24 protein-coding genes and 2 pseudogenes are annotated in these 24,848 nt (G+C 73.4%); 7 read left to right on the forward strand and 19 right to left on the reverse strand.

Going from position 1 to position 24,848, the window contains the following annotated elements; all coding sequences use genetic code 11:
• Positions 1 to 187 precede the first annotated feature (187 nt).
• Positions 188 to 1,105 carry a hypothetical protein gene (locus ACFVHB_RS15940; RefSeq protein ID WP_380321311.1) on the forward strand — a complete coding sequence of 306 codons (918 nt, stop codon included), beginning with the start codon at positions 188 to 190 and terminating at the stop codon, positions 1,103 to 1,105.
• Between the two features lie 64 nt (positions 1,106 to 1,169).
• Here the strand turns inward: ACFVHB_RS15940 and ACFVHB_RS15945 are convergent.
• A pseudogene (locus ACFVHB_RS15945) lies at positions 1,170 to 1,642 on the reverse strand (transposase); the annotation flags it as partial.
• Positions 1,643 to 1,722: 80 nt separating this feature from the next.
• A complete protein-coding gene (locus tag ACFVHB_RS15950) occupies positions 1,723 to 2,208 on the reverse strand; it encodes a hypothetical protein (RefSeq protein ID WP_380321314.1) in 486 nt (161 codons plus the stop codon).
• A 188-nt stretch (positions 2,209 to 2,396) separates the two neighbouring features.
• On the opposite strand from ACFVHB_RS15950, the gene ACFVHB_RS15955 reads away from it, so the two are divergent.
• Both ACFVHB_RS15955 and ACFVHB_RS15960 read left to right on the forward strand, forming a co-directional pair.
• On the forward strand, positions 2,397 to 2,576 hold the full coding sequence (locus ACFVHB_RS15955; protein ID WP_380321317.1) for a hypothetical protein: 180 nt from the start codon (positions 2,397 to 2,399) through the stop codon (positions 2,574 to 2,576).
• Between the two features lie 33 nt (positions 2,577 to 2,609).
• Positions 2,610 to 2,918, forward strand: a complete 309-nt coding sequence (locus ACFVHB_RS15960; protein ID WP_380321320.1) for an SAV_915 family protein — start codon at positions 2,610 to 2,612, stop codon at positions 2,916 to 2,918.
• Between the two features lie 133 nt (positions 2,919 to 3,051).
• On the opposite strand, the pseudogene ACFVHB_RS15965 reads toward ACFVHB_RS15960, so the two are convergent.
• The 5 genes and pseudogenes from ACFVHB_RS15965 to ACFVHB_RS15985 all read right to left on the reverse strand — a co-directional run.
• A pseudogene (locus ACFVHB_RS15965) lies at positions 3,052 to 3,581 on the reverse strand (IS5 family transposase); the annotation flags it as partial.
• 19 nt (positions 3,582 to 3,600) lie between these two features.
• Positions 3,601 to 4,869, reverse strand: a complete 1,269-nt coding sequence (locus ACFVHB_RS15970) for an NAD(P)/FAD-dependent oxidoreductase (protein ID WP_380321323.1) — start codon at positions 4,867 to 4,869, stop codon at positions 3,601 to 3,603.
• A 159-nt stretch (positions 4,870 to 5,028) separates the two neighbouring features.
• Complete coding sequence (locus tag ACFVHB_RS15975; RefSeq protein ID WP_380321326.1) at positions 5,029 to 5,460, reverse strand: nuclear transport factor 2 family protein; 432 nt, start codon at positions 5,458 to 5,460, stop codon at positions 5,029 to 5,031.
• A 5-nt stretch (positions 5,461 to 5,465) separates the two neighbouring features.
• Entirely contained in the window at positions 5,466 to 6,269 is an 804-nt protein-coding gene (locus tag ACFVHB_RS15980; protein WP_380321329.1) for an MBL fold metallo-hydrolase, read from the reverse strand.
• 297 nt (positions 6,270 to 6,566) lie between these two features.
• Positions 6,567 to 7,934 (reverse strand): MFS transporter, encoded by a 1,368-nt coding sequence (locus ACFVHB_RS15985; RefSeq protein ID WP_380321332.1) that lies wholly within the window; start codon positions 7,932 to 7,934, stop codon positions 6,567 to 6,569.
• Positions 7,935 to 8,035: 101 nt separating this feature from the next.
• On the opposite strand from ACFVHB_RS15985, the gene ACFVHB_RS15990 reads away from it, so the two are divergent.
• The 3 genes from ACFVHB_RS15990 (at position 8,036) to ACFVHB_RS16000 (ending at position 11,711) form a co-directional block, all read left to right on the forward strand.
• Positions 8,036 to 9,133 carry a DUF5937 family protein gene (locus ACFVHB_RS15990; protein ID WP_380321335.1) on the forward strand — a complete coding sequence of 366 codons (1,098 nt, stop codon included), beginning with the start codon at positions 8,036 to 8,038 and terminating at the stop codon, positions 9,131 to 9,133.
• Between the two features lie 222 nt (positions 9,134 to 9,355).
• Positions 9,356 to 10,279, forward strand: a complete 924-nt coding sequence (locus tag ACFVHB_RS15995) for a PhzF family phenazine biosynthesis protein (RefSeq protein ID WP_380321338.1) — start codon at positions 9,356 to 9,358, stop codon at positions 10,277 to 10,279.
• A gap of 55 nt (positions 10,280 to 10,334) precedes the next feature.
• Positions 10,335 to 11,711, forward strand: coding sequence for a phosphotransferase (locus ACFVHB_RS16000; RefSeq protein ID WP_380321341.1), 1,377 nt, complete (start codon positions 10,335 to 10,337; stop codon positions 11,709 to 11,711).
• Between the two features lie 416 nt (positions 11,712 to 12,127).
• On the opposite strand, the gene ACFVHB_RS16005 is transcribed toward ACFVHB_RS16000, so the two are convergent.
• From ACFVHB_RS16005 to ACFVHB_RS16055, 11 genes are all read right to left on the reverse strand, one after another.
• Positions 12,128 to 12,910, reverse strand: a complete 783-nt coding sequence (locus tag ACFVHB_RS16005) for a sirohydrochlorin chelatase (protein WP_380321344.1) — start codon at positions 12,908 to 12,910, stop codon at positions 12,128 to 12,130.
• Between the two features lie 10 nt (positions 12,911 to 12,920).
• Complete coding sequence (locus ACFVHB_RS16010; protein WP_380321347.1) at positions 12,921 to 13,823, reverse strand: ABC transporter permease; 903 nt, start codon at positions 13,821 to 13,823, stop codon at positions 12,921 to 12,923.
• Complete coding sequence (locus tag ACFVHB_RS16015; RefSeq protein ID WP_380321350.1) at positions 13,810 to 14,613, reverse strand: ABC transporter ATP-binding protein; 804 nt, start codon at positions 14,611 to 14,613, stop codon at positions 13,810 to 13,812. The genes ACFVHB_RS16010 and ACFVHB_RS16015 overlap by 14 nt, the downstream gene beginning before the upstream one ends.
• A 166-nt stretch (positions 14,614 to 14,779) precedes the next feature.
• Complete coding sequence (locus tag ACFVHB_RS16020) at positions 14,780 to 15,937, reverse strand: aliphatic sulfonate ABC transporter substrate-binding protein (RefSeq protein WP_380321353.1); 1,158 nt, start codon at positions 15,935 to 15,937, stop codon at positions 14,780 to 14,782.
• Positions 15,938 to 16,157: 220 nt separating this feature from the next.
• A complete protein-coding gene (locus ACFVHB_RS16025; protein WP_380321356.1) occupies positions 16,158 to 17,477 on the reverse strand; it encodes a sulfate adenylyltransferase subunit 1 in 1,320 nt (439 codons plus the stop codon).
• Positions 17,477 to 18,415 (reverse strand): sulfate adenylyltransferase subunit CysD, encoded by a 939-nt coding sequence (gene cysD, locus ACFVHB_RS16030; RefSeq protein WP_380321359.1) that lies wholly within the window; start codon positions 18,413 to 18,415, stop codon positions 17,477 to 17,479. Before cysD ends, ACFVHB_RS16025 begins: the two co-directional genes overlap by 1 nt.
• Positions 18,412 to 19,008 (reverse strand): adenylyl-sulfate kinase, encoded by a 597-nt coding sequence (gene cysC / locus ACFVHB_RS16035; RefSeq protein ID WP_380321361.1) that lies wholly within the window; start codon positions 19,006 to 19,008, stop codon positions 18,412 to 18,414. The genes cysD and cysC overlap by 4 nt, the downstream gene beginning before the upstream one ends.
• 36 nt (positions 19,009 to 19,044) lie before the next feature.
• On the reverse strand, positions 19,045 to 19,746 hold the full coding sequence (locus ACFVHB_RS16040) for a phosphoadenylyl-sulfate reductase (RefSeq protein WP_380321364.1): 702 nt from the start codon (positions 19,744 to 19,746) through the stop codon (positions 19,045 to 19,047).
• The gene (locus ACFVHB_RS16045) at positions 19,727 to 19,906 is read right to left on the reverse strand and encodes a hypothetical protein (RefSeq protein WP_380321367.1); all 180 of its coding nucleotides are present in this window, start codon (positions 19,904 to 19,906) and stop codon (positions 19,727 to 19,729) included. Before ACFVHB_RS16045 ends, ACFVHB_RS16040 begins: the two co-directional genes overlap by 20 nt.
• Positions 19,903 to 21,627, reverse strand: a complete 1,725-nt coding sequence (locus ACFVHB_RS16050) for a nitrite/sulfite reductase (RefSeq protein WP_380321370.1) — start codon at positions 21,625 to 21,627, stop codon at positions 19,903 to 19,905. Before ACFVHB_RS16050 ends, ACFVHB_RS16045 begins: the two co-directional genes overlap by 4 nt.
• 197 nt (positions 21,628 to 21,824) lie before the next feature.
• Complete coding sequence (locus ACFVHB_RS16055) at positions 21,825 to 21,908, reverse strand: putative leader peptide (protein ID WP_329492070.1); 84 nt, start codon at positions 21,906 to 21,908, stop codon at positions 21,825 to 21,827.
• 175 nt (positions 21,909 to 22,083) lie between these two features.
• Between ACFVHB_RS16055 and ACFVHB_RS16060 the strand changes: the two genes are divergently transcribed.
• Positions 22,084 to 23,379, forward strand: a complete 1,296-nt coding sequence (locus ACFVHB_RS16060) for a YihY/virulence factor BrkB family protein (RefSeq protein ID WP_380321373.1) — start codon at positions 22,084 to 22,086, stop codon at positions 23,377 to 23,379.
• 67 nt (positions 23,380 to 23,446) lie between these two features.
• Here ACFVHB_RS16060 and ACFVHB_RS16065 read toward each other — a convergent pair whose 3' ends face one another.
• Complete coding sequence (locus ACFVHB_RS16065; RefSeq protein WP_380321376.1) at positions 23,447 to 24,838, reverse strand: FtsW/RodA/SpoVE family cell cycle protein; 1,392 nt, start codon at positions 24,836 to 24,838, stop codon at positions 23,447 to 23,449.
• Positions 24,839 to 24,848 lie beyond the last annotated feature (10 nt).

Genomic DNA, 24,848 nt, shown 5'->3' on the forward strand with positions numbered 1-24,848 from the left:
CTCGTCCGACAACACCAACTCGGCCTTCGGCCGACCAGTCCGCACCATAGACCCAGTCTATATTTATGAATGAAATTCCAGACTCAGGACACTAGAGGAGCTTTACGAACTGGGGGAAGGAGCGGCAACTCAGAAGCTCGCTGCCAGAGCTGCCTCAGAAGGCGACCTCTTCAATCCCTTCGCCTCTATGGCTCTGCTGGCGGCACTCCGCAAGATCGGGGCGGGCACCGCCCTGCTCACGCTGCTGAGTCGAAACCCTGCAGCCAAGGCTGACCCAACCAACATTTTCATCCTGCACCTACTGGAAGAACTCCACATACTCGGTGACAACGACGCTCTCCGTGTCCTGGCTGAACGTGCCCAACTTCGCTACCCGTTCGGCATCGCTGACGTGCTCCGGGAGCTCTACAGACTGGTAGACGAGCCGTGGCCGCAAGAGATGGCCATTGAGGTTGCGGCCAGAATCGATCTGGCAGACGCCTCAGGCGTCTCCAGCGTGCTGGACGTCCTGCTGGATGCTGGGGACGAGGCGGCAGCGACTGCCCTACTGGATCGGGAACCGGCCGCCCACATCGGCTTGAGAGAACCGGGCGGCGTCACGGGCATGTTGACCCTGCTCCATTGCAGCGGACACGACAAGTCTGTGAGGGTCTTGCTTGCTCGCGAACCCGCACTGCACGTGGCGCTGACGGATCCACACGGTGTTGCAGGACTGCTACGGGCCCTGAGAAGGCTTCGGGACCTCGACGCCGTACAACAACTCCTGGCCCGCCGGCCCGCTGCCCACGTGGAGCTTGCGAACCCGAGTGGGCTCGCCGCCCTCGTGCGTTCCCTGCGCTCAACCGGGGACCGCGAGGCGGCCCGCTCCCTCGCGACAAGGGCCGCCACCCACGCGAGCGTGTCGGATTACGCCGGTGGCGAGGCTTTGACATTGGCGATGTCCCAGGTGGGAGCAGCCGAGGAAGCGCGGACGTATGCCAGGAGGTTGCAAGATGCTGGTACAGGTCGGCGCGAGGATTTCGGCCAGTACGGGCGGGAGACAGACGGACGGGCAGCTCAGCCGTGGACCTGGGACGATCTTCATGACCAGATGAATCCTGAGTAGACCCGACCATCCTGCGGGAGCAGTAGAGGTCCTGACAAAGTCGCTGGACGTGCCTGTGAGTGAACAGGCGGGTGGCGAGGCCGAGGAAGCCTTCGTGGATGTCGTCGCGCCGTTCCCAGCGGATGCGTAGGCGGCGGAAGCCGTGGAGCCAGGCGATGGTGCGCTCGACGACCCAGCGGTGGACGCCGAGGACGTGGTGCTTGCTGCCCGGTCGTGCGCGGTCGACCGGGCTCGGTCCGCTTTTGGGCCGCGTCGGGCGGCCCGGATGTGGGTGGAGTCGATCACCGCCCGGGACCAGCCGAGCTGCCGGGCCGACCGAAGCTTGCGCAGGAGGACCAGATGGAGCCGGTCCCACACTCCGGCTTCGTTCCAGGCCGCCAGGCGCCGCCAGCAGGTCATGCCCGAGCCGAAGCCGAGCTCTTGGGGCAGGTACTCCCACTGGATGCCGGTGTGCAGCACGAACAGGATTCCGCAGAGCGCTTGCCGGTCCGGCACGCGGGGCCGCCCCGGCTTCAGCTTCGGACCCGGTTCGGGCAGTCACGGCTCGACCAGCCCCCACATCGGCGTCGTCGCGGGAGGTTCGCATGCCGCCGAAAGCCCGTTCAACTGATTTATGGTCAGGATGGCTGCTGGTTGCGGGTGAAGAGCAGGGCGACCAGCGCCCCGTCGGCCGTGCGGCCCTCGCGGCAGACGGCGTTCTCGGCGAAGGTCGGGAGAGCGGGCAGGCTGATGTTCGGGGTGATCTGGCGGGCCAGCCAGACGCGCTGGTGGCGGCCCGGTCCGGTCCGGTGCTCCATGGTGGCGGCGTCCCACAGCAGTCCGAGGTCGGCGCTGAGAGCCTGCCAGTGCGGTGCGGCCGCTACGAACTCGGCCTCGGCGATCCGCTCGGGCGGGCCCAGCTGGACGAGCAGCAGGACCACGAACGCCTCCTCCGCCCCGACTGCGGCGTTGTCGATGATCTCGGCGCCGATGTGCACCGGGTGCGAGCCCGACGGCAGGCCGGGCAAGGTCGCGTCACCGGCGTGGTGGTACTCCTCCGGCCGGTCCCAGGGGTCCTCGATGTACTCGTCGGCGAGCCGGCGCAGCAGCGTCTCCAGGTCCATGGCCACAGATCATGCCAGGACGGGGCCGCACCCTTTCGGCCGCAGGGATGTCAAGGAAACGTCAGGACAGGCCCGATGGGTGTAGACCGCGCGTCAAGGGCGGCGCTGCCAGCCCCGAACGGGTTGCACTGGAGGCGGGCTCGGAGCTGAGCCCGCAGGGCACGGTAACGGGAAGGACAATGCACGCCATGACGGGCTACCTGGTGATCTCGACGGACCCCGACGAACGTCGGGCGCGGCCCGTCGTGGACGAGACGGTGCTGCGCCGACTGCTGCGTGACACCGTGTTCGAGCGACGTCCGGCTGAGCCCTGCCAGCCGGGACGCCCGGTGGGCCACTGCGGTTACGCCCAGCATTACGAGGACTGAGCGGCCAGGCACCCACCCCGGGAGGAGCACGAGATGACCGCCTTCGAGGAGCACCCCGTCCGCTACGGACCGGTGAGGACCGTCGGCGACGCCCAGGTGCTGCGGCTGTTTCGGCAGCGGGACGGGAGCCGATGCGCCGTCGAGTTCAGCTCGGCCGCCGCGCTGCACGCGCTGCTCGGCCCCGAGCAGGAGGCAGCCGAGCTGACCGAGCGGGCGCCGCGCGAGATGACGGCGCCGCTGGGCGTCGAACGGTTGCTGCCAGAACCGAAGTTGGTGGCTGCGCCGACAACGGCTAGGACTACGAGCTGGAGGCAACTGTGGCGCCGCGGCGCTCGCGCCTGAACCGTGCGCCAACTGGAACGAGCCGAACCCCACGCGTGAGCGCCTGGCCACTGTCGGTGGCGGTCGCTATCGTCCTTCTGGCCGAGCGTGAGGAGAAACGTCGTGGCAAAGGTTCGTCCTAGCCGTCGTATCGCAGGGGCAGCAGCTGGGTGACGTCGTGGCGATTGCCCGGTGAGCGTCACGGCGAGCGGGGTGCCGCAACGGTCCACGATCACATGGTGTTTGGAGCCGGGGCGGGCTCGGTCGACGGGAGAGGGGCCGACGTGGTCCCCCCTTGAGGGCCCGGACGTGTGAGCCGTCCACGGCGCAGTCGTCCAGGTCCAGCAGGTCCGCGCGCCGCAGATCGGTCAGCAGCACGGCGTGCAGGCGGGGCCCGACGCCGGCCTCCGTCCAGTCCCGCAGCCGGCGCCAGGCCGTGACGCCGGAGCAGCCCACGGCCTGCGCGGGGACATCGCGCCATGCGACACCTGTCCGCAGCACGTAGATGATGCCGGCCAGGGCCGCCCGGTCCGGGACCCGCAGTCGCCCGGGGTGGCGGTGGCGCCGTTCGGGAGCGGGCGGCAGCAGCGGAGCCACCCGCTCCCACAGGTCATCAGGTACAAGATCAACACGGACGCGGACAGCCTGCCGACCAAGCTCGTCGAGCGCAAGAGTGCAGTTCAACTCATTCTGAAACGATCAGTTAGACCTCGCCGAGGGGGACGTTCGGGTCGGCCAGGCGGTCGGGGTCCACCACGCGCTTGGAGACGATCAGGTCGCGGATCGGGTCGGTGACGTCCCAGATGTTGACGTTCATGCCCGCCAGGACGCGGCCGCCGGAGAGCCAGAAGGCGATGAACTCGCGGGTGGCCGGGTCGCCGCGGAAGACCACCTGGTCGTAGCCCTCGGGTTCGACGTAGCCGGTGTACTCCATCCCGAGGTCGTACTGGTCGGTGAAGAAGTACGGCACCCGGTCGTGGACCGCCTCCGGGCCGGCCAGGCCGAGGAGGGCCCGGGCGGCGGTCTGGGGTTGGTTGAGCGCGTTGGCCCAGTGCTCGACGCGCAGGTGGCGGCCGAACAGCGGGTGGAAGGCGTTGGCGACGTCGCCCGCCGCGTAGACGTCCGGGTCCGAGGTACGCAGGTGCTCGTCGGTCTTGACGCCGTTCTCGACCGCCAGCCCGGCGGCCTCGGCGAGTGCCGTGACGGGGGCGATGCCGATGCCGATGATCACCGTGTCGGCCGCGACGGTGGAGCCGTCGGCGAGCCGGACGCCGGTGACCCTGCCGCCGTCGCCGGTCAGCTCCTCGACCTGGGCGTTGAACCGGAGGTCCACGCCGTGGTCGCGGTGCAGGTCGGCGAAGACCTGGGCGACCTCGCGGCCGAGCACCCGCAGCAGCGGCAGTTCGGCGGCCTCCAGCACGGTCACCTCGGCGCCCGCCGTCCGGGCGGCCGCCGCCGTCTCCAGACCGATCCACCCGGCGCCGATCACCGCGACCCGGGCGCCCGGCTCCAGGGCCGCCCGGATCCGGTCGCTCTCCTCCACCCGGCGCAGGTACAGCACGCCGTCCTGGTCCGCGCCGGGCACCGGCAGCCGGCGTGGTGTCGAACCGGTGGTGAGCAGCAGCTTGGCGTACTCGATCCGGCCGTCGTCGGCCAGCGTGACGGTGTGCGCGACCGGGTCGATCGCGGTGACGGCGGTGCCGAGGCGCAGGGTGACGTCGTGCTCGGCGTACCACTGCGTCGGGTGGACGTAGATCTTCTCGCGGGGCGTCTTGCCGAGCAGGTAGCCCTTGGACAGCGGCGGCCGCTCGTAGGGGAGTTCGTGCTCGTCGCCGATCAGGACGATGCCGCCCCGGTACCCGGCCCCGCGCAGCGCCTCGGCGGCCTTCGCCCCGCCCAGGGAGGCGCCGACGATGACGACCGGCCGCTCGTGCCCGCCGCCGTCGGCCGTTCCCGCTGTGTCCGTGCCCATGCTGAACCCCTCGCTCTCCGGCCGGAATCACGGACAGCCTGCCGCCGGTCGGCGCGGCCTGTCGAGGCCGGGCCAGGCGCGCCGCGGCAGGCTCCCCCGAACGGGTGAACCGGGATCGCGCCGGGTTTCGACCGGGGGTGGTGCGACGGCGTCACGGTGTCATGGCGTCATGGCGTCGCGGACCAGAGCGGTGTCGACGAACTGCTCGAAGCGCACGATCAGGCCGCCGCGCACGGTGAAGTGGTGCGCCACCCGGACCGCCAGCGGGCGGCGGGTGGCCCGGTGCACGGCGGTGTAGCGGGCCAGCACCACCACGTTCTCGCCGTCCACCACGTAGCGGTCGTCGTGCGCCGTCCAGTCCTCCCAGTCGGCGGCCAGGCGTTCCATGACGCCGCCGGTCACGCCCTTCGGCGTCCGGTACGTGCCGGCCAGCGGGAAGCCGGCCATCTCCGTCCACTCGACGTCCTCCGCGAGCGTCGCCCGCAGCGCGGCCAGGTCGCCGCGCGCCGAGGCCAGGTACTGGCGGCGGACCACGTCGGCCGGGGCGTCGGACTCGGCGAAGGCGGCGGCGGACTTCGGGATCTCGATCACGTCGCTCAGCCCCAGGCCAGCTCGCCCTTGGCGACCTTCGTCCCGAGGTCGACCGCCAGCTTCAGGCCGAGGTCCGGGAAGCGGCGCTCCAGGGCCGCCTTGGCGGCGGCCGCGTCGGGGGCCCGGCCGATCTCGGTCTCGAACGCCCGCAGGTAGTCGCGGGTGTGGTCGATCGCGGTGGTGTCGGTGGGCGCGCCGGCCGTGCGGTGGCCGGCGACCACGAACTCCGGCTCCAGCGCCGTCATGCCGTCCAGCAGGTCGATCCAGGCGGCCCGCTGCTCCGGCGTGGGCGTGTCGGCGGTCCAGACGTGCAGGCCCTCGAAGAGCAGCACCCCGCCGAGGATCGCGTGGTGGTGGTGCTGCCAGAGGTAGTGCCGGTCCGGCAGGTGGAAGTCGACCCCGCGCAGCTCGAACCGGTGGCCCTCGAAGACGAGCTCGTCGCCGTGCAGCGCCTCGGGCCGCACCAGCCGGGTCGGCAGCTCCGGGCCGAGGTGCGCCCAGGTCTTCAGCTTGGCGTCGTAGGTCTCCTGGATGTGCTCGACGGTGGACGCCGTGGCCAGGAACCGGGCCTGCGGGAAGGCGTCCTGCACCTCCTGCGCGCCGAAGTAGAAGTCCGGGTCGCCGTGGCTGACGAACACCGTGGTCAGCCGCTTGCCGGTGGCCCGGATCCGTTCGACCAGCCGGCGGCCGTCGGAGCGGGTGAACCCGGCGTCCACCAGCAGGGCGTCGTTGGGGCCCGTCACCAGCACGGAGGTCTTGTTGAGCGAGCTGTCAGGGGTGTCGATGACCTCGAAGTCAAGGAAACTCATGCGGGGACCGTCCTTCCTCGGGCTTCCACGGGCGCGGGCCCGGTCGCGGAACACCGGACACGCGTCGTCGCCCAGCATCGGCGACCGGCGGACCGGCCGCACGTCGGGCGGCGCCGGGGGAGGACGCTCCCGCGACCGGCCGGCAGGACGTTCGTCCGCGGTCGCGGTCGCGGTCGCGGTCGCGGTCGCGGGGGCGGGAGAGGGAGAGGCCATGGCGAAGGTCATCGCACCGGTCGGCGGAGCGGGCCGGCCGCGGGTGATCGGCCTGCCCTCCCGGTCATCCGGCCGGGGTCCCGGTCATCCGGCGGGGGCCAGCCGGGCCACGGCGGCCGCCCCGAGCAGGGTGGCCGCCGCCAGCACCGGCCAGAGCACGCCCGGACCGGCGGCCAGCAGCGCCGTCAGCACCGCCGGGGCCAGTGTCCGGCCGAGACCCGTGGCCAGCTCCCAGCGCGCGAGCGCCCGGCCGAGCAGCCCGGGCGGCGCGGCGGCGGCGACCAGGGCCGTGCCCGAGCCGCTGTAGAGGATCTCGCCGAGCGTGAACAGCACCGAGACCCCCGCCACCGCGACCGCGCCGGACGTCCCGCCGATCCCGCCCGCCGCCCAGAAGCCCAGGTAGGACAGGGCGAGGACGACACCGGCGGCGGCCAGCACGCCACGCCGCGAGCGGTCGGCGAGCCGGAGCACCACGGCGAGCTGAAGGGTGATCACCAGCACGGTGTTGCCCACGAACACGCCGGAGGACCACGCCGGGGAGGCCTGCAGGTGCAGCACGAGCAGCGCCGGCAGGGCGACCTCCAGGACGTCGAAGCTGAAGGCGTAGGGGAGGTTGGCGGCGCTGAGCAGGGTGATCCGGCGCAGCGCCGGGCTTCGGCCGGGGGTCTCCGCGGCAGCGTCCGGAACCGCGTCCGGAACCGTGTCCGGAGCCGCGTCCGGGACCGCGTCCGGGGCGGGCGCGGGTGTCCGGGGAGCCGTGACGTGCAGGGAGTGGACCAGCGCCGCCGCGACCAGGCAGGCCGCCGCCGTCACGCCGGCGAGCAGCCGGACGGCGCCCGCGCCGCCCGCCACGGCGAGGGTCGCGAGCAGCGCCCCCGCGCCCAGACCGGCGTTGCGCAGCGTTCGGCCGGCGGCCAGGGCGGCGTCCCGGGTGCGGCCCTGGGTGAGCGTGCTGACCACGGCGGCGTGCGTGGTCGGCCAGGACTGGCCGCCCACGCCGAGCAGCACGGCGGCCACGGTGAACCCGCCGAGGCCGCCCGCGCACAGCAGCGCCACCGAGCCGGCCGCCCGGACCAGCAGGGTGGCCGCCGCCGGGAGACTCCGTGCGCCGCGGTCGATCCACCGCCCGGTCAGCGGCAGCACCAGCAGGCCCGCCAGCATCCCGGCGGACATCGCCAGGCCGGCCGCGCCCGCGCCGAGGTGCAGCACCCCGATGCCGTAGAGCAGCAGGAACGGGCGGAGCAGGCCGGCGCCGAGGGCGTCGACCAGCAGCGCGGCGGCGTAGCGGCGGCCGCCGGCGGCGGTGAGCATCCGGAGCAGGGCGGCGGGGCCGCGGTCGGAGGCGCCGGCCCGGGGCGCACCGCGGCGGGCGGTGGCGACCGGCGGTGACGGCGGCTCGCCGTTGCGGGCGGCGGCGTGGTCGTGGACGAGTTTCTCCTGAACGAGGCTCATGGCCGGTACCGTCCGCCCTTCGACGGCCGCCGCGCACGTCGATTGACGACTCCCGTCAATCGGGGAAGGCGCCCCCCGGGCCGGCTGGCAGGATCGGGGGCGTGAGCCTGACCATCGACATCACCTCCCTGCCCGACGAGCGCCTGCTCTTCACCCCCTCCCCGCTCGCCGAGCTGAACGCGATGCTCCACGTGCTCGCCGAGCCCGCGCACCACCCCGCGTTGCACGGCTGGGCGGCGAGCACGGCCGCGTCGATCCCGCCCGAGCTCTCCGAGCGGCTCCTGGAGGCGGACTTCCTCTGGCGCTCCTCGCGTGCCGACTTCCTCGTCCCCGGCCTGCCCGGCGCGACCCTGGCCGAGGAGCTGGACGCCGTCGACCGGATCGACGACGAGCTGTACGTCGCGGCCGCGCTCATCACCACCTGCGGGTCGTCCCGGCTCACCCACCGGATGGGCTCGCCGCTCACCGACCCCGCGGCGCAGGAGCGCGCCCGGGAGCTGGCGCTGGCCCGCGGACCGCGGCAGGCCGCCTTCGCGGACCGGCTGCTCGCCGACCCGCCGGTCGTCCGGGCGCTGGTCCGGCGGATGCTGGAGGACTGCCAGGAGGCGTTCTTCGCCGACGCCTGGCAGCGGGTGCTGCCGGACCTCGCCGCCGACGCCCGGCAGAAGGCGGACCTGCTGGCCCGGCGCGGCCCCGGCGAGGCGTTGGCGGCGGTCTCGCCGTCGGTCGGCCTGGAGACCGGCGCGGACGGCCGGCGGCGGATCCTCATCGACAAGCTGCAGGACAACACCACCAGCGCGGTCGGCGCCGGGGGCGTGACCTTCATCCCGACCGCGTTCGGCCGCCCGCACCTGCTGGTGGTGCACGCGGCCGGGTGGCGGCCGGTGGTGCAGTACCCGCTGGCGGAGTCCGGGGTGCCCGAGCCGGTCTCGCTGGCCGTGATCCAGCAGCGGCTGGAGGCGCTGGCCCATCCCGTCCGGCTGCGGCTCGCCCGCACCATGGCGCGCGGCCCGCACACGACGGTCGAGCTGGCGTCGGCCTGGCAGCTCAGCGCGCCCGAGGTGTCGCGGCACCTCGCCGTGCTGCGCAAGGCCGGGCTGCTGACCACGCATCGGCGCGGGCGGTACATGCTGTACCAGCTCGACCTGGCGGGCAGCGCCCGGCTGGGGTCGGACCTGCTGGAGGCGGTACTGCGGTGAGGTCGCGCCGGCGGTGAGGTCGCGTCGGCGGTGAGGTCGCGCCGGCGGGGGCGTGCGTCGTCGGGCGTGCGTCGTCCGGCGTGCCGCAGGGGAGGCGTGCGGCGAGGTGGCGTGCGGCGCCGGGTGCCGGGGCGCGCGGGCGGGGCGTGCGAGGGGCCCGCGCACCACCGGTGGGTGGGCGCGGGCGGGAACAGCGGGGCGGCGGGGGGCGTTCGAGCGATCATGACCAGTGACGCCGTGCCCGCGACCGCGCCCGAGACCGACATCCTGCACTACGCCGCCTTCGCCACCGAGCCGACCGGGGGCAATCCGGCCGGCGTCGTGCTCGACGCCTCCGGCCTCTCCGCCGAGCGGATGCTCGCCGTCGCCGCCGAGGTCGGCTACTCCGAGACGGCCTTCCTGATACCGGAGGCGGCCCAGGGGGGCGGCCCGGCCGGTGCCCCGGGTGGGGCGCCGGGTGACGTCGGGGGCGCCTACACCGTGCGGTACTTCAGCCCGCTGGCCGAGGTGCCGTTCTGCGGTCATGCCACCGTCGCCTCGGCCGTCGCGCTCGCCGAGCGGGTCGGCCCCGGCCGGTTCGTCTTCGCCACCCGGGTCGGAGAGGTGCCGGTCGAGGTGGACAAGGGTCCGGACGGCCTGCTGCGGGCGACCCTCACCAGCGTCGAGCCGCACGTCGAGGAGGTGACCGAGGCGGACGTCGCCGAGGTGCTCGCCCTGCTCGGATGGTCGGCCGACGAGCTGGACACCGCGCTGCCGCCCCGGATCGCGTACGCCGGCGCCCGGCACCTGGTGCTGGCCGCCGCGAGCCGGGACCGGCTGGCCCGCCTGGCGTACGACTTCGAGGGCCTCGCCGCCTACATGGCGGCACGTCAGCTCCTCACGCTCCAGCTGGTTCGGCGGGAGAGCGAGCACGTCTTCCACGTCCGCGACCCCTTCCCGGTCGGCGGCGTCGTGGAGGATCCGGCCACCGGCGCGGCCGCCGCCGCCCTCGGCGCCTACCTGCGCGAGCGCGGCGAGGTCACCGCCCCGGCCGTCCTGACCCTCCACCAGGGCGAGGACCTCGGCCGGCCCGGCGTGCTGACGGTCGAGCTCCGCGAGGGCGACGCCCGGGTCCGGGTCTCGGGCACGGCGGTGCCGATCGGGTAGCGGCACCCCGGAAAACCGGTCGCGCGGGCGGGGGTCGATGGGCCAACCTGCGCGGGTGAAGCATGCGAACGGTCGAACGGTCACCGCCCACCTCACCCACGAGGGCGAATACTTCGGGCCACTGGGCCCGTACGAGGTCGACGGGGGGTGGTGGTCGTCCGCCGCGCCCGTGGTCGAGCGGGTGACGGAGGAGCTGGGGGTGCCCGTGGTGGTGCTCCGGCTCGCGGCCGCGCAGAGCGAGACCGGCGGGCACGGCGGGCACGTGGTCTACCACGTCGAGGCGCTGGAGCGGCCGGCCGGACCGGCGCCGCGTCAGGCGCCCCCGGAGGTCGCCGCGTTGCTCGGTCCGGCCGAGCGCCGGGCCGGCTGGGCCACCACGGCCGGGCTGCGGGAGACGCTCGACTGGGCCGAGCAGGCGCTGGACCGGGCCGGCCGGCCGGCCGCGGGCAAGCCCCAACAGGTCCGCACGTGGAACCTCTCCGGGCTGTTCCGCTTCCGGACCGCCGACGGCGGTGAAGCCTGGCTGAAGGCGATCAACCCCGCCTTCAACGCCCGTGAGGGCGACGTGATCGCTTTGCTCGGCTCCGCCGACCCGACGCTCGTCCCGCCCGTCCTCGGCTCCGACCCCGAGCGCGGCCGCCTGCTGCTCGACCACGTGCCCGGTGAGGACTGCTGGGGACCGTCCGCCGAGGAGGTCGCCGACGTGGTGCCCCGGCTGGTCGCCGCCCAGGCGGCGCTGGCCGCCGACGGCCGGGCCGCCGCGGCCGGACTGCGGGACCGCACCCTGCCCACGCTGGTCGCCCACGTGAACGCGCTGCTCGACCGGCTGGCGGCCGAGCACGCGGCGCACGCGTCCGAGCCGGACGGAGACGGGGCCGGGACCGACGGCCTGACTGACAAGCCGGCCGACGACCTGGCCGATGACCTGACTCACAAGCCGGCCGCCGAGCCGGCCGCCGAAGCGGCCGACGGCCTGCCCGAGGACCGGCTCACGGCCGCGGAGCTCGCCGCCGCCCGGGCGCTCGCCGCGCGACTGCCCGCGCTGGTCGAGGAGCTGACGGCCTGCGGGCTGCCCGACACCCTCCTCCACGGCGACTTCCACCCCGGCAACTGGCGGACCGACGGCACCCGGTCGGTGGTCGTGGACTACGCCGACTCCGCGTTCGGTCACCCGGCCCTGGACGGGCTGCGCCCGCGTCAGTACGTGGACGGGGAGCGGTGGGCGCAGGTCGCCGAGGTGTGGGCGCGGGCGTGGCGCGAGCACGTCCCCGGGTCGGCGCCGGAGCGCGCGCTGGAGCTGGTGGAGCCGCTCTACCACCTCGCCTACGCGGTCCGGTACCAGGAGTTCCTGGACCACATCGAGACCAGCGAGCGGCCGTACCACGAGACCGACCCGGTCAGCGAGATCCGCGCGGCGCTCGCCGCGAGCTGACGTCCGCAGGCCCGTCCCCGCGACGAGCGACGGCGGTGGCGCCGCCCCCCCCCCCCGGGCGGGGCCCCCGCGCCGCGTCCAGGGTGAACAGGCCGACGGCGATCAGCCCAGCCCCCGGCCCGGGGAAGTAGACGGCGCACACCGGCACCCCGAGCGCCAGCAGGATCCAGCCAAGCAGGGCCGGCAGCCTCCCGGTGGTGCGGGCCAGGTGCCGGGCGAGCAGGCCGAGCGCGAGCAGCGCGGTCCCCGCCGATCATGAACCAGACGGTCGCCTCGTGCTTCATGTGGTCCGCCGCGTCCGGGTCGGTGACCGAGGCGAAGAAGCCGTCCCGGAAGACCGCCCCCCAGGCGTCGGTCACGGCGAGCGCGAAGGCGACGTGCGCCGCCGACGTCGCGATGAGCGCCGGGCAGTGGGCTCAGGCGGTGAGGGCCGGGGCGGGGCGGGCTCCGGTGCGGGCGGCGTCGTAGCGCTGGAGCAGGAGGGCGGCGAGTTCCGGGGCGGGGCCGAGGACGTCGGCGAGGAGGTCGGCGTCGGCGGCGGCCTCGGCGATGCGGTCGGGGAGGCGGCCGGGGGCGAGGAGGTAGGGGGCGACGGCGACCCGGCTGACCGCCGGGACGGCGCGCAGGGCGGCGACGGCGTCGGGGACGCGCGGGCCGCCGGCGGAGGCGTAGGCGACCTCGACGGCGGCCCAGCCGCGGGTGCGGCGCCATTCGGCGGCGACGGCCCGGGTGGCGGCGTCGGCGGCCGGGTCGGAGGAGCCGGCGGCGGCCAGCACGACGCCGGTGCGGGCGCGGACGGCGGGGGAGGCGAGGTCCGGTCCGGCCTCGGCGAGCCGGCGGTCCAGGGCGTCGAGCAGCAGCGGGGAGGGCCCGAGCACGTCCGCGACCGGCAGGTCGCCGCCGGCGGCGCGCAGGGCGGCCGGGATGTCGTGCTTGGCGTGGAAGGCGCGGTTGAGCAGCAGCGGGACGGCCACGGCCGAGGCGAGCCGGGAGACCACCTGCGCGATCCGCGGCGCGCAGTGGTCCAGGTAGGCGGTGGCGACCTCCAGCCCGGGACGCAGCGCCCGGACCTCCTCGACCAGGGCGGCGACGGTCGCGGCGTGCCGGGGGTCGCGGCTGCCGTGGGCGATCAGCAGCAGGGCGGGGCCGCCCGCCGCCACCGGGGTGGCGGGGGCGACGGACGGCCGGCCTTCGGGCATGGGGGGCGCCTTACTTGACGGTGGCCAGCAGGCCGCGGTTGCGCAGGACCCGGCGCTCGACCGGGGTGAACACCAGCAGCTCGATGGCGATGCCGACGAAGAGGATGAGGATGATGCCGAGCAGCACGCCCGCCATGTCGGAGAACTCGCGCTGGTTCTCCAGGTACCGGCCCAGGCCGAGGCCCAGGTCGGGGGAGGAGGCGACCAGTTCGGCGGCCATCAGGGAGCGCCAGGAGAACGCCCAGCCCTGCTTGAGGCCGGCCAGGTAGCCGGGCAGCGCGGCCGGCAGCAGGATGTGCCGGGCGCCGGCGAGACCGGTGGCGCCGATGGTGCGGCCGGCCCGCAGGAACAGCGGCGGCACCTGGTCGATGCCGGCCACCAGGCCGTTGGCGATGGACGGGACGGCGCCGAGCAGGATGACCGCGTACATCATCGAGTCGTTGATGCCGAGCCAGATGACCGCGGCCGGCACCCAGGCGACCGAGGGCAGCGACTGGAGGCCGGAGAGGACCGGGCCGAGCGCGGCCCGCACCGGCTTGACCCGGGCGACCAGCAGGCCGATCGGGGTGCCGATGGCGAGCGCTATCAGGAAGCCGGAGAGGCCGCGCCAGACGCTGGTCCAGATGATCGAGAACAGCGTGCCGGCCGTCCAGAGGTCACCGGCGGCGTTCCAGACGTCGGCCGGGCTGGGCAGCTTGTACGCACTGGTGAGGTGCAGGCTGTAGGCGCCCTGCCAGAGGGCGAGCACCAGGACGACGCCGAGCAGCGGCGGCAGCGCCTTCTGCCGGAGCGTGTCGCCGAGTGAACTGCGCTGTGCGGCGACGGAGTCCAGCGCGTCCAGGCCGGCGCCGACGTCGGCGGTGTCGGAGACGGGGGCCTTGTCCAGGATCGGGGCGGTGTCAGTGCTGGCCATGGCGACGGATCTCCCCACGCAGTTCTTCGGTGATCTCGATGGACAGGTCGGCGACGCCGGCGGACTCGATCCGGCGGGGCTGCGGCAGGTCGATCCGCCACTCGCGGGCGACCCGGCCCGGGCGGGAGGAGAGCAGCACGACGCGCTGGGCGAGCCGGACGGCCTCGCGCACGTTGTGCGTGACGAACAGGACGGAGAGCCGCCGCTCGGCCCAGATCCGGGTGATCTCGTCGTGCAGGACGTCCCGGGTGATGGCGTCGAGGGCGGCGAACGGCTCGTCCATGAGCAGCACCGAGCCGCCCTGGGCGAGCGCGCGGGCCATCGCGACGCGCTGGCGCATGCCGCCGGAGAGCTCGTGGACGCGCTTGCCGTACGAGCCCTGGAGGCGGACGAGTTCGAGCAGCCGCTCGGCCTCGGCCCTGCGCTCGGGGCGGGGGACGCCGGCGAGCTTGAGGGCGAGTTCGATGTTCTTGCCGGCGGTGAGCCAGGGGAACAGCGCGTGCTCCTGGAACATCAGCGCGGGGCGACCCCCGGTCACCTCGATCGTGCCGCGGGTGGGCTTGTCGAGGTCGGCGACCAGATTGAGCAGGGTGGACTTGCCGCAGCCCGAGGCGCCGAGCAGCGTGACGAACTCGCCGGGCGCGACATCGAGGGTGATGTCGTCCAGGACGTGCGTCTGCGCGCCGGGGCGGCCGAAGGACTTGTGCACGTGCGAGATCCGGACGGCGGGCGCGGTGCCGCCGGCGTCGGCGCCGGTGGCGTCCGCCGAGGTGGTCAGTGCCGGGGTCATCCGGGCACCTCCTGCATGAGTGGTCTGGCTGAGAGCGAAGTGGGAGCCGGGGTCCGGCCCCGCCCGTCCCGTGAGCTGGGGGCATCGATCGGGCATCGACCGGGAGGGCGGGGGTCCGGACCGCGGGGCTGGGTCGCGGCGGCGTGGGCGGCCGCCGCGGGCTGCGCTACTTGGTGCCGAGGCCGGCGTCCGCCACCGGGCCGTGGCCCTGGGCGGCGAGCACCTTGTTGAGCAGGGTCAGGTCGTAGATGCCGTTGAGGTTCGGCTTCTTGAGCAGACCCGCGGTGACGGCGTGGTCGGCCTCGGCCTGCAGGGTGGCGGCCAGCGGGTCGTCCAGGAAGTCGATGTCCTGCCAGGCCGGGTCGAGGACGGCCGGCTCCAGCGCGTTGCCGGCCTCCTTCTTGATGGCCTCGTTGGCGTCGGCCTTGGCCTTGTCCGGGTTGGCCTTGATGAAGGCGTTGGTGTTCACCGAGCCGCGCAGCACGGCCTCCACCACGTCCGGGTGCTCCGTGAGGAACTTCTGCGAGACGATGATGTTGGTGATCACGAACTTCTTGTCCGGCCAGACGTCCTTCTCGTTGAGCAGGACCTTCGCGCCGAGGGTGACCAGCTTGGACGCGGTCGGCTCGGGCACCCAGGCGCCGTCGATCGAGCCCTGCTTGTAGGCGTCCGGGGTGACCTTGTTGTCCGAGCGGACCACGCTCACGTCGCCGGCGCCGGACTGGGCGTCGACCTTGTAGCCCTTGCCCGCCAGGTAGTTGAGCAGCGCCACGTCCTGGGTGTTGCCCAGCTGCGGGGTGGCGATCTTCTTGCCCTTGAGGTCGTCCAGCGAGGTGACCTTGTCCGGGTTGACCACCAGCTTGACGCCGCCGGAGGCCGAACCGCTGATGATCTTCAGCGACTTGCCCTCGGACTTGGTGTAGCCGTTGATCGCGGGGGAGGGGCCGATCCAGCCGATGTCGATGGAGCCGGCGTTCAGCGCCTCGATCTCGGCCGGGCCCGCGTTGAAGACCTGGGTCTTGATCCCGGTGGCGCCCAGCTCCTTCTGGAGGATGCCCTCCTGGAGCCCGACCAGCGGGGTGCCGTGGGTCAGGTTGGCGAAGTAGCCGATCCTGACCGTGTCGGCGGAGAGCTTCGCGCCGGCGGCGGAGCTGCCGGCCGGGGCGGGGGTGCCGGCCTTGGTGTCCTCGCTCTTCGAGCCGTAGCCGCAGGCCGAGAGCAGCCCGGCGGCGGTGATCACGGCGGCGGCCGCGGCGGCCGCGCGTCTGATCCGGCCGCCGTTGGGGCGCTCGGAGGTATGGGGGAACCCGGTGTTGACTGCCATGGGAGTCGTCCTGTTCATGGGGGGAAGGAAGTGCGGAAGTGGTGCTCGCGGCATCGGACTGCCGGGCGGGCCGGGCTGTCGGGGGAGCGACGGCCCGGTGACAGGAGGCGGCGCTCCTGTCAGCCTCCACATCGGGGCAGGCCGCCCTGGCCGCTGCCGAGGGCGCCGCTGCCGATGCGGCCGCCTTCCTTGTCCATGCCCGAGAACGCCTCGCTGGGCATCAGACCCAGTCCTCCTCTGTGGAAGCGTCGGTGGCGCGTACGGTGTCGAACGCCTCGCCCGCCATGCCGGCGGTGAGGGTGGTGCCGTCGGCCGGGTCGATCAGCAGGAACGAGCCGGTCCGGCGGTTGTCGGTGTAGGCGTCGAGCGCCAGCGGCTCGGCGGTGCGCAGCACCACGTGGCCGATGTCGTTGACGTTCAACCCCTCGGCGCCGGAGCGCTGTTCGAGGGTGTCGATGTCGATCCGGTAGGAGATCTCCTTGACCAGCGCGCGCACGGTGCGGGTGGTGTGCTTGAGCAGCACCTTGTCGCCGGCGCGCAGCGGGCGCTCGTTGAGGTGGCTGACGGTGGCCTCGATGTCCTTGGTGGGCACCGGGGCGGGGCCGGCCGCGATCAGGTCGCCGCGGGAGATGTCGATGTCGTCGGCGAGGCGGACGGTGACCGACTGGGGGGCCCAGGCGATGTCGGTCTCCTTGCCGAGCGCGTCGATGCCGGCGACGGTGCTGGTGTGGCCGGAGGGCAGCACCGTGACGGGGTCGCCGACCCGCAGCACGCCGGAGGCCAACTGCCCGGCGTAGCCGCGGTAGTCGGGGTGCTCCTCGGTCTGCGGGCGGATCACGTACTGGACCGGGAAGCGGGTCGGCTCGACGCTCGGGTCGCTGCCGACCGGCACCGTCTCCAGGTGCTCCAGCAGGGTCGGGCCGCCGTACCAGTCCATGTGCGCGGACGGCTCGACCACGTTGTCGCCGGCGAGGGCGGAGATCGGGACGGCCACCACGTCCTTGACGCCGAGTGAGGCGGCGTAGGCGGTGAACTCCTCGGCGATGGCGGCGAAGACGGGCTCGGCGTACGCGACCAGGTCCATCTTGTTGACGGCCAGCACCACGTGCGGGACGCGCAGCAGCGCGGCGACCGCGGCGTGCCGGCGGGTCTGCTCGACGACGCCGTTGCGGGCGTCGACCAGGACGACGGCCAGCTCGGCGGTGGAGGCGCCGGTCACCATGTTCCGGGTGTACTGCACGTGCCCGGGGGTGTCGGCGAGGATGAACCGCCGCCGCGGGGTGGCGAAGTAGCGGTACGCGACGTCGATGGTGATGCCCTGCTCGCGCTCGGCGCGCAGGCCGTCGGTGAGCAGCGCGAGGTCGGGCGCGTCCTGGCCGCGGTTGCGGGAGGCGTGCTCGACGGCCTCCAGCTGGTCGGCCAGCACGGACTTGGAGTCGTGCAGCAGGCGGCCGACCAGGGTGGACTTGCCGTCGTCGACGGAGCCGGCGGTGGCGAAGCGCAGCAGGGAGGTGGCGCTGGTCCCGGTGGTGGTGCTCATTAGAAGTATCCCTCGCGCTTGCGGTCTTCCATCGCGGCCTCGGAGAGCTTGTCGTCGGCGCGGGTGGCGCCGCGCTCGGTGAGGCGGCTGGCGGCGATCTCGGCGATGACGGCCTGGATGTCGGTGGCGTCGGAGTCGACGGCGCCGGTGCAGGACATGTCGCCGACCGTGCGGTAGCGGATCAGGCGGCGCTGGACCGGCTCGTTCTCCTTGGGGCCGCCCCACTCGCCGGCCGTCAGCCACATGCCGTTGCGGGAGAAGACGTCGCGCTCGTGCGCGTAGTAGATCCCGGGGAGTTCGATGCCCTCGCGCTCGATGTACTGCCAGACGTCCAGCTCGGTCCAGTTGGAGAGCGGGAAGACGCGCACGTGCTCGCCGACGGCGTGCCGGCCGTTGTACAGCGACCACAGCTCGGGGCGCTGGCGGCGCGGGTCCCAGGCGCCGAACTCGTCGCGCAGGGAGAAGACGCGCTCCTTGGCGCGGGCCTTCTCCTCGTCGCGGCGGCCGCCGCCGAAGACGGCGTCGAAGCGGTTGGTCTCGATGGCGTCCAGCAGCGGGACGGTCTGCAGCGGGTTGCGGGTGCCGTCGGGGCGCTCGCGCAGCCGGCCGTCGTCGATGAAGTCCTGGACGTGGGCGACGTGCAGGCGCAGGTTGTGCCGCGCGACGACGCGGTCGCGGTAGGCGATGACCTCGGGGAAGTTGTGGCCCGTGTCGACGTGCAGCAGGGAGAACGGGACCGGTGCCGGGGCGAAGGCCTTCAGCGCCAGGTGCAGCATGACGATGGAGTCCTTGCCGCCGGAGAAGAGGATCACCGGGCGCTCGAACTCCCCCGCGACCTCGCGGAAGACGTGCACCGACTCGGCCTCCAGCGCGTCCAGGTGGGACAGCGCGAAGGGGTTCTCCTGAGTCTGGACCAGGTTGTCGGTCGCGGTGGTCACGCGAGGCCCCTCTCGGTCAGGAAGGCGTGCAGTTCGGCGGCGCTCTCGGCCACCTGGCGGCCCTGGGTCTGCAGCCGCAGCTCCGGGGCCGCGGGGGCCTCGTACGGGTCGTCGACGCCGGTCAGGCCGGCGAGCTGGCCGGCCGCCTGCTTCGCGTACAGCCCCTTGACGTCGCGCTCGGCGCAGAGCTCGACGGGGGTGGCGACGTGGATCTCCAGGAACTCGGTGCCCCGGGCGTCGTGGCGCTCCCGCACGGCGGCGCGGGAGTCCGCGTAGGGGGCGATCACCGGGGCGAGCACCTTGACGCCGTTGGCGGCGAGCTTCTCGGCGACGAAGCCGATCCGGGTGACGTTGGTGTGCCGGTCCTCGCGGGTGAAGCCGAGGCCCTTGGAGAGGAACTCGCGGATCTCGTCGCCGTCCAGCACCTCCACCCGGTGGCCCTCGGTGCGCAGCCGCTCGGCCAGGGCGAGGGCGAGCGTGGTCTTGCCGGCGCTCGGCAGCCCGGTCAGCCACACGGTGGCGCCGCGCTCGCAGGGGGCGGCCGCGGGGGCCGCCTCTGCGGCTCCGCCGGCGGCCGGGGTGGTGGTCGTCACGGGGTTCTCCTGGAGATCGGAAGGGGGTGGGGCGGGTCAGAGGTGGATGCCGCACTCGGTCTTGCCGGACCCGGACCAGCGGCCGGCCCGGGCGTCCTCGCCCTCGGCGGGCTTGCGGGTGCAGGAGAGCGGGGAGCAGCCGACCGACGTGTACCCCTCCCACAGCAGCGGGTTGAGCAGCACGCCGTGGGCGTTGACGTAGGCGTCCACGTCCTCCTGCGTCCAGCGGGCGATCGGGGCGAGCTTGACCTTGCGGCGCTTGGCGTCCCAGGCGACCACCGGGGTGTCGGCCCGGGTGGGCGACTCGTCGCGGCGCAGCCCGGTGGCCCAGGCGTCGTACGCGCCGAGGCCGCGGTTGAGCGGCTCGACCTTGCGCAGCGAGCAGCACAGGTCCGGGTCGCGGTCGTGCAGGCGGGGCCCGTACTGGGCGTCCTGCTCGGCCACGGTCTGCAGCGGCGTGAGGGTGATGACGTTGACCGGCATCACCGCGGCCACCGCGTCGCGGGTGCCGATGGTCTCCGCGAAGTGGTAGCCGGTGTCCAGGAACACCACGTCCACGCCGGGGAGGACCGAGGAGGCGAGGTGCGCGACGACCGCGTCCTCCATGGAGGAGGTGACGCAGAACCGCTTGCCGAACGTGTCGGCGGCCCACTGCAGGATCTCCTGCGGGGTCGCCTCCTCGAGTTCGCGGCCGGCCTCCAGCGCCAGCTGCTCGTGGTCAGTCGTCGTGCCGGTCATGCGCGGTACCCCCGTCGGTCGGTGCGAGCAGGCCGAGGAACTTCAGTTGGAAGGCGCGGCGGCAGCCGTGGCACTCCCAGGCGCCGTGTCCGGCCTCGGACGGGCGCAGGTCCTCGTCCCCGCAGTAGGGGCAGAAGAACGGTGCCGCTCTCTCACTCACGACAGCTGCTCCTCGGTGGCGCGGGCCGTCCACTGGGCGAACCGCTCGCCCTCGGCGCGGTCGGCCCGGTACCGGGTCAGGACGCGCTCGACGTAGTCGGGCAGGCCCTCCTTGGTGACCTTGAGGCCGCGGACCTTGCGGCCGAAGCCGGCCTCCAGCCCGAGCGCGCCGCCCAGGTGGACCTGGTAGCCCTCGACCTGGTTGCCCTGCTCGTCCGTCACCAGCTGCCCCTTGAGGCCGATGTCGGCGACCTGGATGCGGGCGCAGGCGTTCGGGCAGCCGTTGATGTTGATGGTCAGCGGCTCCTCGAAGTCGGGGAGGCGCTTCTCCAGCTCGTCGATGAGCGTGCGGCCGCGCTCCTTGGTCTCGACGATGGCGAGCTTGCAGTACTCGATGCCGGTGCAGGCCATGGTGCCGCGGCGGAACGGCGACGGGGTGACCCGCAGGTCGAGCGCCTCCAGACCGGCGACCAGCGATTCGACCCGGTCCTCGGCGATGTCGAGGACGAGCATCTTCTGTTCGGCGGTGGTGCGCAGCCGGTCGCTGCCGTGGGCGGCGGCGAGGTCGGCGATCTGCCCGAGCAGCTTCCCGTCGACCCGGCCGACCCGCGGCGCGAAGCCGACGTAGTACTTGCCGTCCTTCTGCCGGTGGACGCCGACGTGGTCGCGCCAGCGGCCGCTGGGCTCCTGCGGCGCCGGGCCGTCGACCAGCCGGTACTTGAGGTACTCGTCCTCCAGCACCTGGCGGAACTTCTCCACGCCCCAGTCGGCGACCAGGAACTTCAGCCGGGCGCGGTTGCGCAGCCGGCGGTAGCCGTAGTCCCGGAAGATGCCGATGACGCCGCCGTAGACGTCCGCGACCTCGTCCAGCGGGACCCACGCGCCCAGCCGGACGCCGAGCTTCGGGTTGGTGGAGAGGCCGCCGCCGACCCAGAGGTCGAAGCCGGGGCCGTGCTCGGGGTGGACCACGCCGACGAAGGCGACGTCGTTGATCTCGTGCGCGACGTCGAGCAGCGGGGAGCCGGAGACGGCGGACTTGAACTTGCGCGGCAGGTTGGAGAAGTCCTTGTTGCCGATGAAGCGGCGCTGGATCTCCTCGATGGCGGGGGTGCCGTCGATGATCTCGTCCTCGGCGATGCCGGCCACCGGGGAGCCGAGGATGACGCGCGGGGTGTCGCCGCAGGCCTCGGTGGTGGAGAGGCCGACGGCCTCCAGCTTCTGCCAGATCGCCGGGACGTCCTCGATCCGGATCCAGTGGTACTGGACGTTCTGGCGGTCGGTCAGGTCGGCGGTGTTGCGGCCGTACTGCTCGGACACCTCGGCGATCGCCCTGAGCTGGGCGACGGTCAGCCGGCCGCCGTCGATGCGGACCCGGAGCATGAAGTACTCGGCGTCCAGCTCGTGCGGCTCCAGGATCGCGGTCTTGCCGCCGTCGATGCCCTCCTTGCGCTGGGTGTACAGACCCCACCAGCGCATCCGGCCGCGCAGGTCGGCCGGGTCGATCGAGTCGAAGCCGCGGTGCGCGTAGATCGTCTCAATGCGTGTCCGCACATTGAGACCGTCGTCGTCCTTCTTGAACTGCTCGTTGGCGTTCAGAGGAGTGAAGTGCCCCATGCCCCACTGGCCCTCACCACGGTGGCGGGTCACCTTGCGAGCCGCGGCGGGGCGGCGCGCGGCGGCGCGGTCGGCCGTGGGCTCGGCGGTCTCGGGAGTGGTGGCCATGGTGAAGTCCTTCGGGGCAGGTGGCTCTGACGCCGGGTCGGTCGCTGGGCGTGCTCGGCGGTACGGTGCTGCTTGACCTGCTGGTTCGTCAGGTCCGGGAGAGCAGCGACCGGGGCCGGGCGGGCGCCTGCGCCTCCGCTTCAGCGGGGATGGCGGGGTGGTGGCGCCGGGTGCGGTGGGTGGCGGCGGGGTGGGGCTCAGATCACCGGACAGATGGCGCTGGACACGCGAAGGAGATCGACGTGGAGTCGACCTACTAGGGTGGTTCCGGCGCTAGGCATGGCAAGAGATTCGCACGGCTCACGACGTGCGGTCCACTAACGTCCGTATTCTGGACGCAAAGGTTTCGGATGGCGAGATGGCCTGACGTTCCCGCCGCTCGCCCGGATCGGCCCCCCGTGCCATGGTGCGACACGGAGATCAACGGACCGGCCCAGGCCCGATACCGTTAGCCCTGTGCAAGAGGCAGGCGAAACGACGAGACCGAACCCCGAGCGGCCCTCCCGTCGTCGGGGCAGGGGCTCCCGGCGGGCGGCCAAGCAGGTCACCTGGCGCAGCACGGCCTGGGCCCTGATCAAGGACACCACCAACACCTGCGTCGAGTACCGGGTCACCGGCCTCGCCGCGGAGGCGGCGTTCTTCACGCTGCTGTCCATCCCGCCGCTGCTGCTCTGCCTGGCCGGCACCCTCGGCTACCTGGACGACGTCCTCGGCGCGGGGACGATCGACAAGCTGAAGTCGGACATCGTCTCGGCTGCCGGGACGGTGCTCTCCGACTCGTCGATCCAGCAGGTGGTGAAACCGCTGCTGGACGACGTCTTCAACCACACCAGGCCCGACCTGGTCTCGATCGGCTTCCTGCTGTCGCTCTGGTCCGGCTCCCGGGCGCTCTACATCTTCATCGACACCATCACCGTGATGTACGGGCTGGACGGCAAGCGCGGCATCGTCAAGACCCGGCTGATGTCGCTCGGCCTCTACCTCGGCGCCCTGGTGATCGGCTCGCTGGTGCTGCCGCTGCTGATGGCCGGACCGGGGCTGGTGCAGAACGCGGTGCCCGACGTCGCGACCCTGGTCAACGCGGCCTACTGGCCGGTGGCGATCCTGCTGCTGATCGTCTTCCTCACCACCCTCTACCACCTCGCCGTGCCCGTCTCCACGCCCTGGCGGGAGGACATCCCGGGCGCGCTGGTCGCGCTGGTGGTGCTGGTCTTCTGCAGCGTGGCCCTGCGGCTCTACCTGGTCAGCTCGGTCGAGGGCCCGTCGGTGTACGGCTCGCTGGCCGCGCCGGTGGCGGTGCTGCTCTGGATCTTCGTGGTCGCGCTCGCGGTGCTGATCGGCGCCGCGATGAACGCCGCCATAGACCGCCGCTGGCCCACCCTGGAGACCGCCGACGCCCGCGCCGAGAACGAGCGCGCCCACGAGGAGGCCGCCGCGGCGGTGGTCCGCGAGGTCGCCGCCCGGCGCGCCGTCGAGCGGGCCCGGCGGGCGCGCGAGCTGGGCCTCGCCGAGGGCAACGAGGAGGAGTACTGGGAGGACGACGGCGAGGACGTCGAGCCGCCCTCCGAGTACCCCGAGCGCTGGGCCGACGTGCTCGCCGCCGAGAACGTCCGGGCCAGGCTCAGCACCCGCGGGGGCGGTCCGCACCACCGGCCGGCCCCGCCGCCACCGGACAGCGACCGGCCGACCGCGCCGCCGCCCGAATACCCGGTCCCCGGCCACCCGCCGCGGCCGCCGTGGGACCAGCGCTGAGCGTTCGCGCGGTGGGACCCGCTCGTGCCCGGGGCCCACGCCGGCCCCCGGCGCGGGCCCCGGCCGGTCAGGCCGGTTCCAGCGCCGTCCGGCCGGCGGAGTCGCTCAGCTTCACCAGCAGGGCGGTCATCAGCCAGTTCGCCAGCAGCGACGAACCGCCGGCCGCCAGGAACGGCAGCGCCTTGCCGGTCAGCGGGATCAGCCCGCTGACCCCGCCCACCACCACGAACACCTGCAGCGCCAGCGCCGCCGACAGCCCGGTGGCCAGCAGCTTGCCGAAGGGGTCGGTCAGGCCGACCGCCGTCCGCAGCCCGCGCTGCACCAGCAGCGCGTAGAGCAGCAGGACCGCCGTCACCCCGGTGAGGCCCAGCTCCTCGCCGACGGTGGTGAAGATGAAGTCGCTGCGCCCGGCGAAGCCGATCTCCCACGGGTGGCCGAGGCCCAGCCCGGTCCCGGTCAGACCGCCGGTGCCCAGGCTGAACAGCGCCTGGGCCGGCTGGTCCGAGATCAGTGCCGGGTCGTGCTTCGGGAGGTAGTAGTCCAGCGGGTGCAGCCAGGCCTCCACCCGGCCGTGCACGTGCGGCTCCAGGGCGCCGACCACGACCGCGCCGCCGACCGCCAGCAGCAGGCCGATCACCATCCAGCCGGTCCGCTCGGTCGCGGTGTGGAGCATCACCACGAAGACGCCGAAGAAGATCAGCGAGGTGCCGAGGTCGCGTTCGAAGACCAGCACCAGCAGGCTGGCCACCCAGACCGCCAGCACCGGTCCGAGGTGCCGCCCGCGCGGCAGGGTCAGCCCCCAGACCCGGCGGCCGGCCAGGGCCAGCACGTCCCCGTAGGCCGTCAGGTAGCCGGCGAAGAAGATCGTGATGGCCACCTTGACGAACTCGTCCGGCTGGAACGACATCCCGCCGATCATGATCCAGCGCTTCGCCCCGAAGACGTCCCCCGGGAAGAACGCGGGGGCGGCCAGCAGGATCAGCGCGCCCGTCATCAGCAGGTAGACGTAGCGCTGGAAGAAGCGGTGGTGCCGGACGGCCGCGACCAGCACCACGGCCGCGACCACGGCGATCACCACCCAGGTCAGCTGGGACGGCGCGGCCGGGACCTTCTGCCAGTCGCCCTTGGCCGCGTGGGCGAGCTTGTAGGAGAAGTCCAGGCGGTCCAGCAGCACCAGGCCGAACCCGGTCAGCAGCACCGCGAGCGGCAGGACCAACGGGTCCGCGTACGGGGCGAACCGGCGCACCGCCAGGTGCGCCGCGAGCGCCAGGGCGCCCAGGCCGGCGCCGTGCGCGGCCAGGCCGGGCGGCACCCGGCCGGTCAGCGCCAGACCGGCGGCCACGTGCCCGGCCAGGCAGACCGCCGCCGCGAGCAGCAGCAGTAAGAGCTCGACGTTGCGCAGGCGGGTGGCCCGGCGGCGTCCACCGTCGCGTCCCCCGCCGCGTGCACTGCTCAGCACCGTTCGCGTC

The sequence above is a fragment of the Kitasatospora sp. NPDC127111 genome, from assembly GCF_042677465.1.
Lineage (GTDB): Bacteria > Actinomycetota > Actinomycetes > Streptomycetales > Streptomycetaceae > Kitasatospora.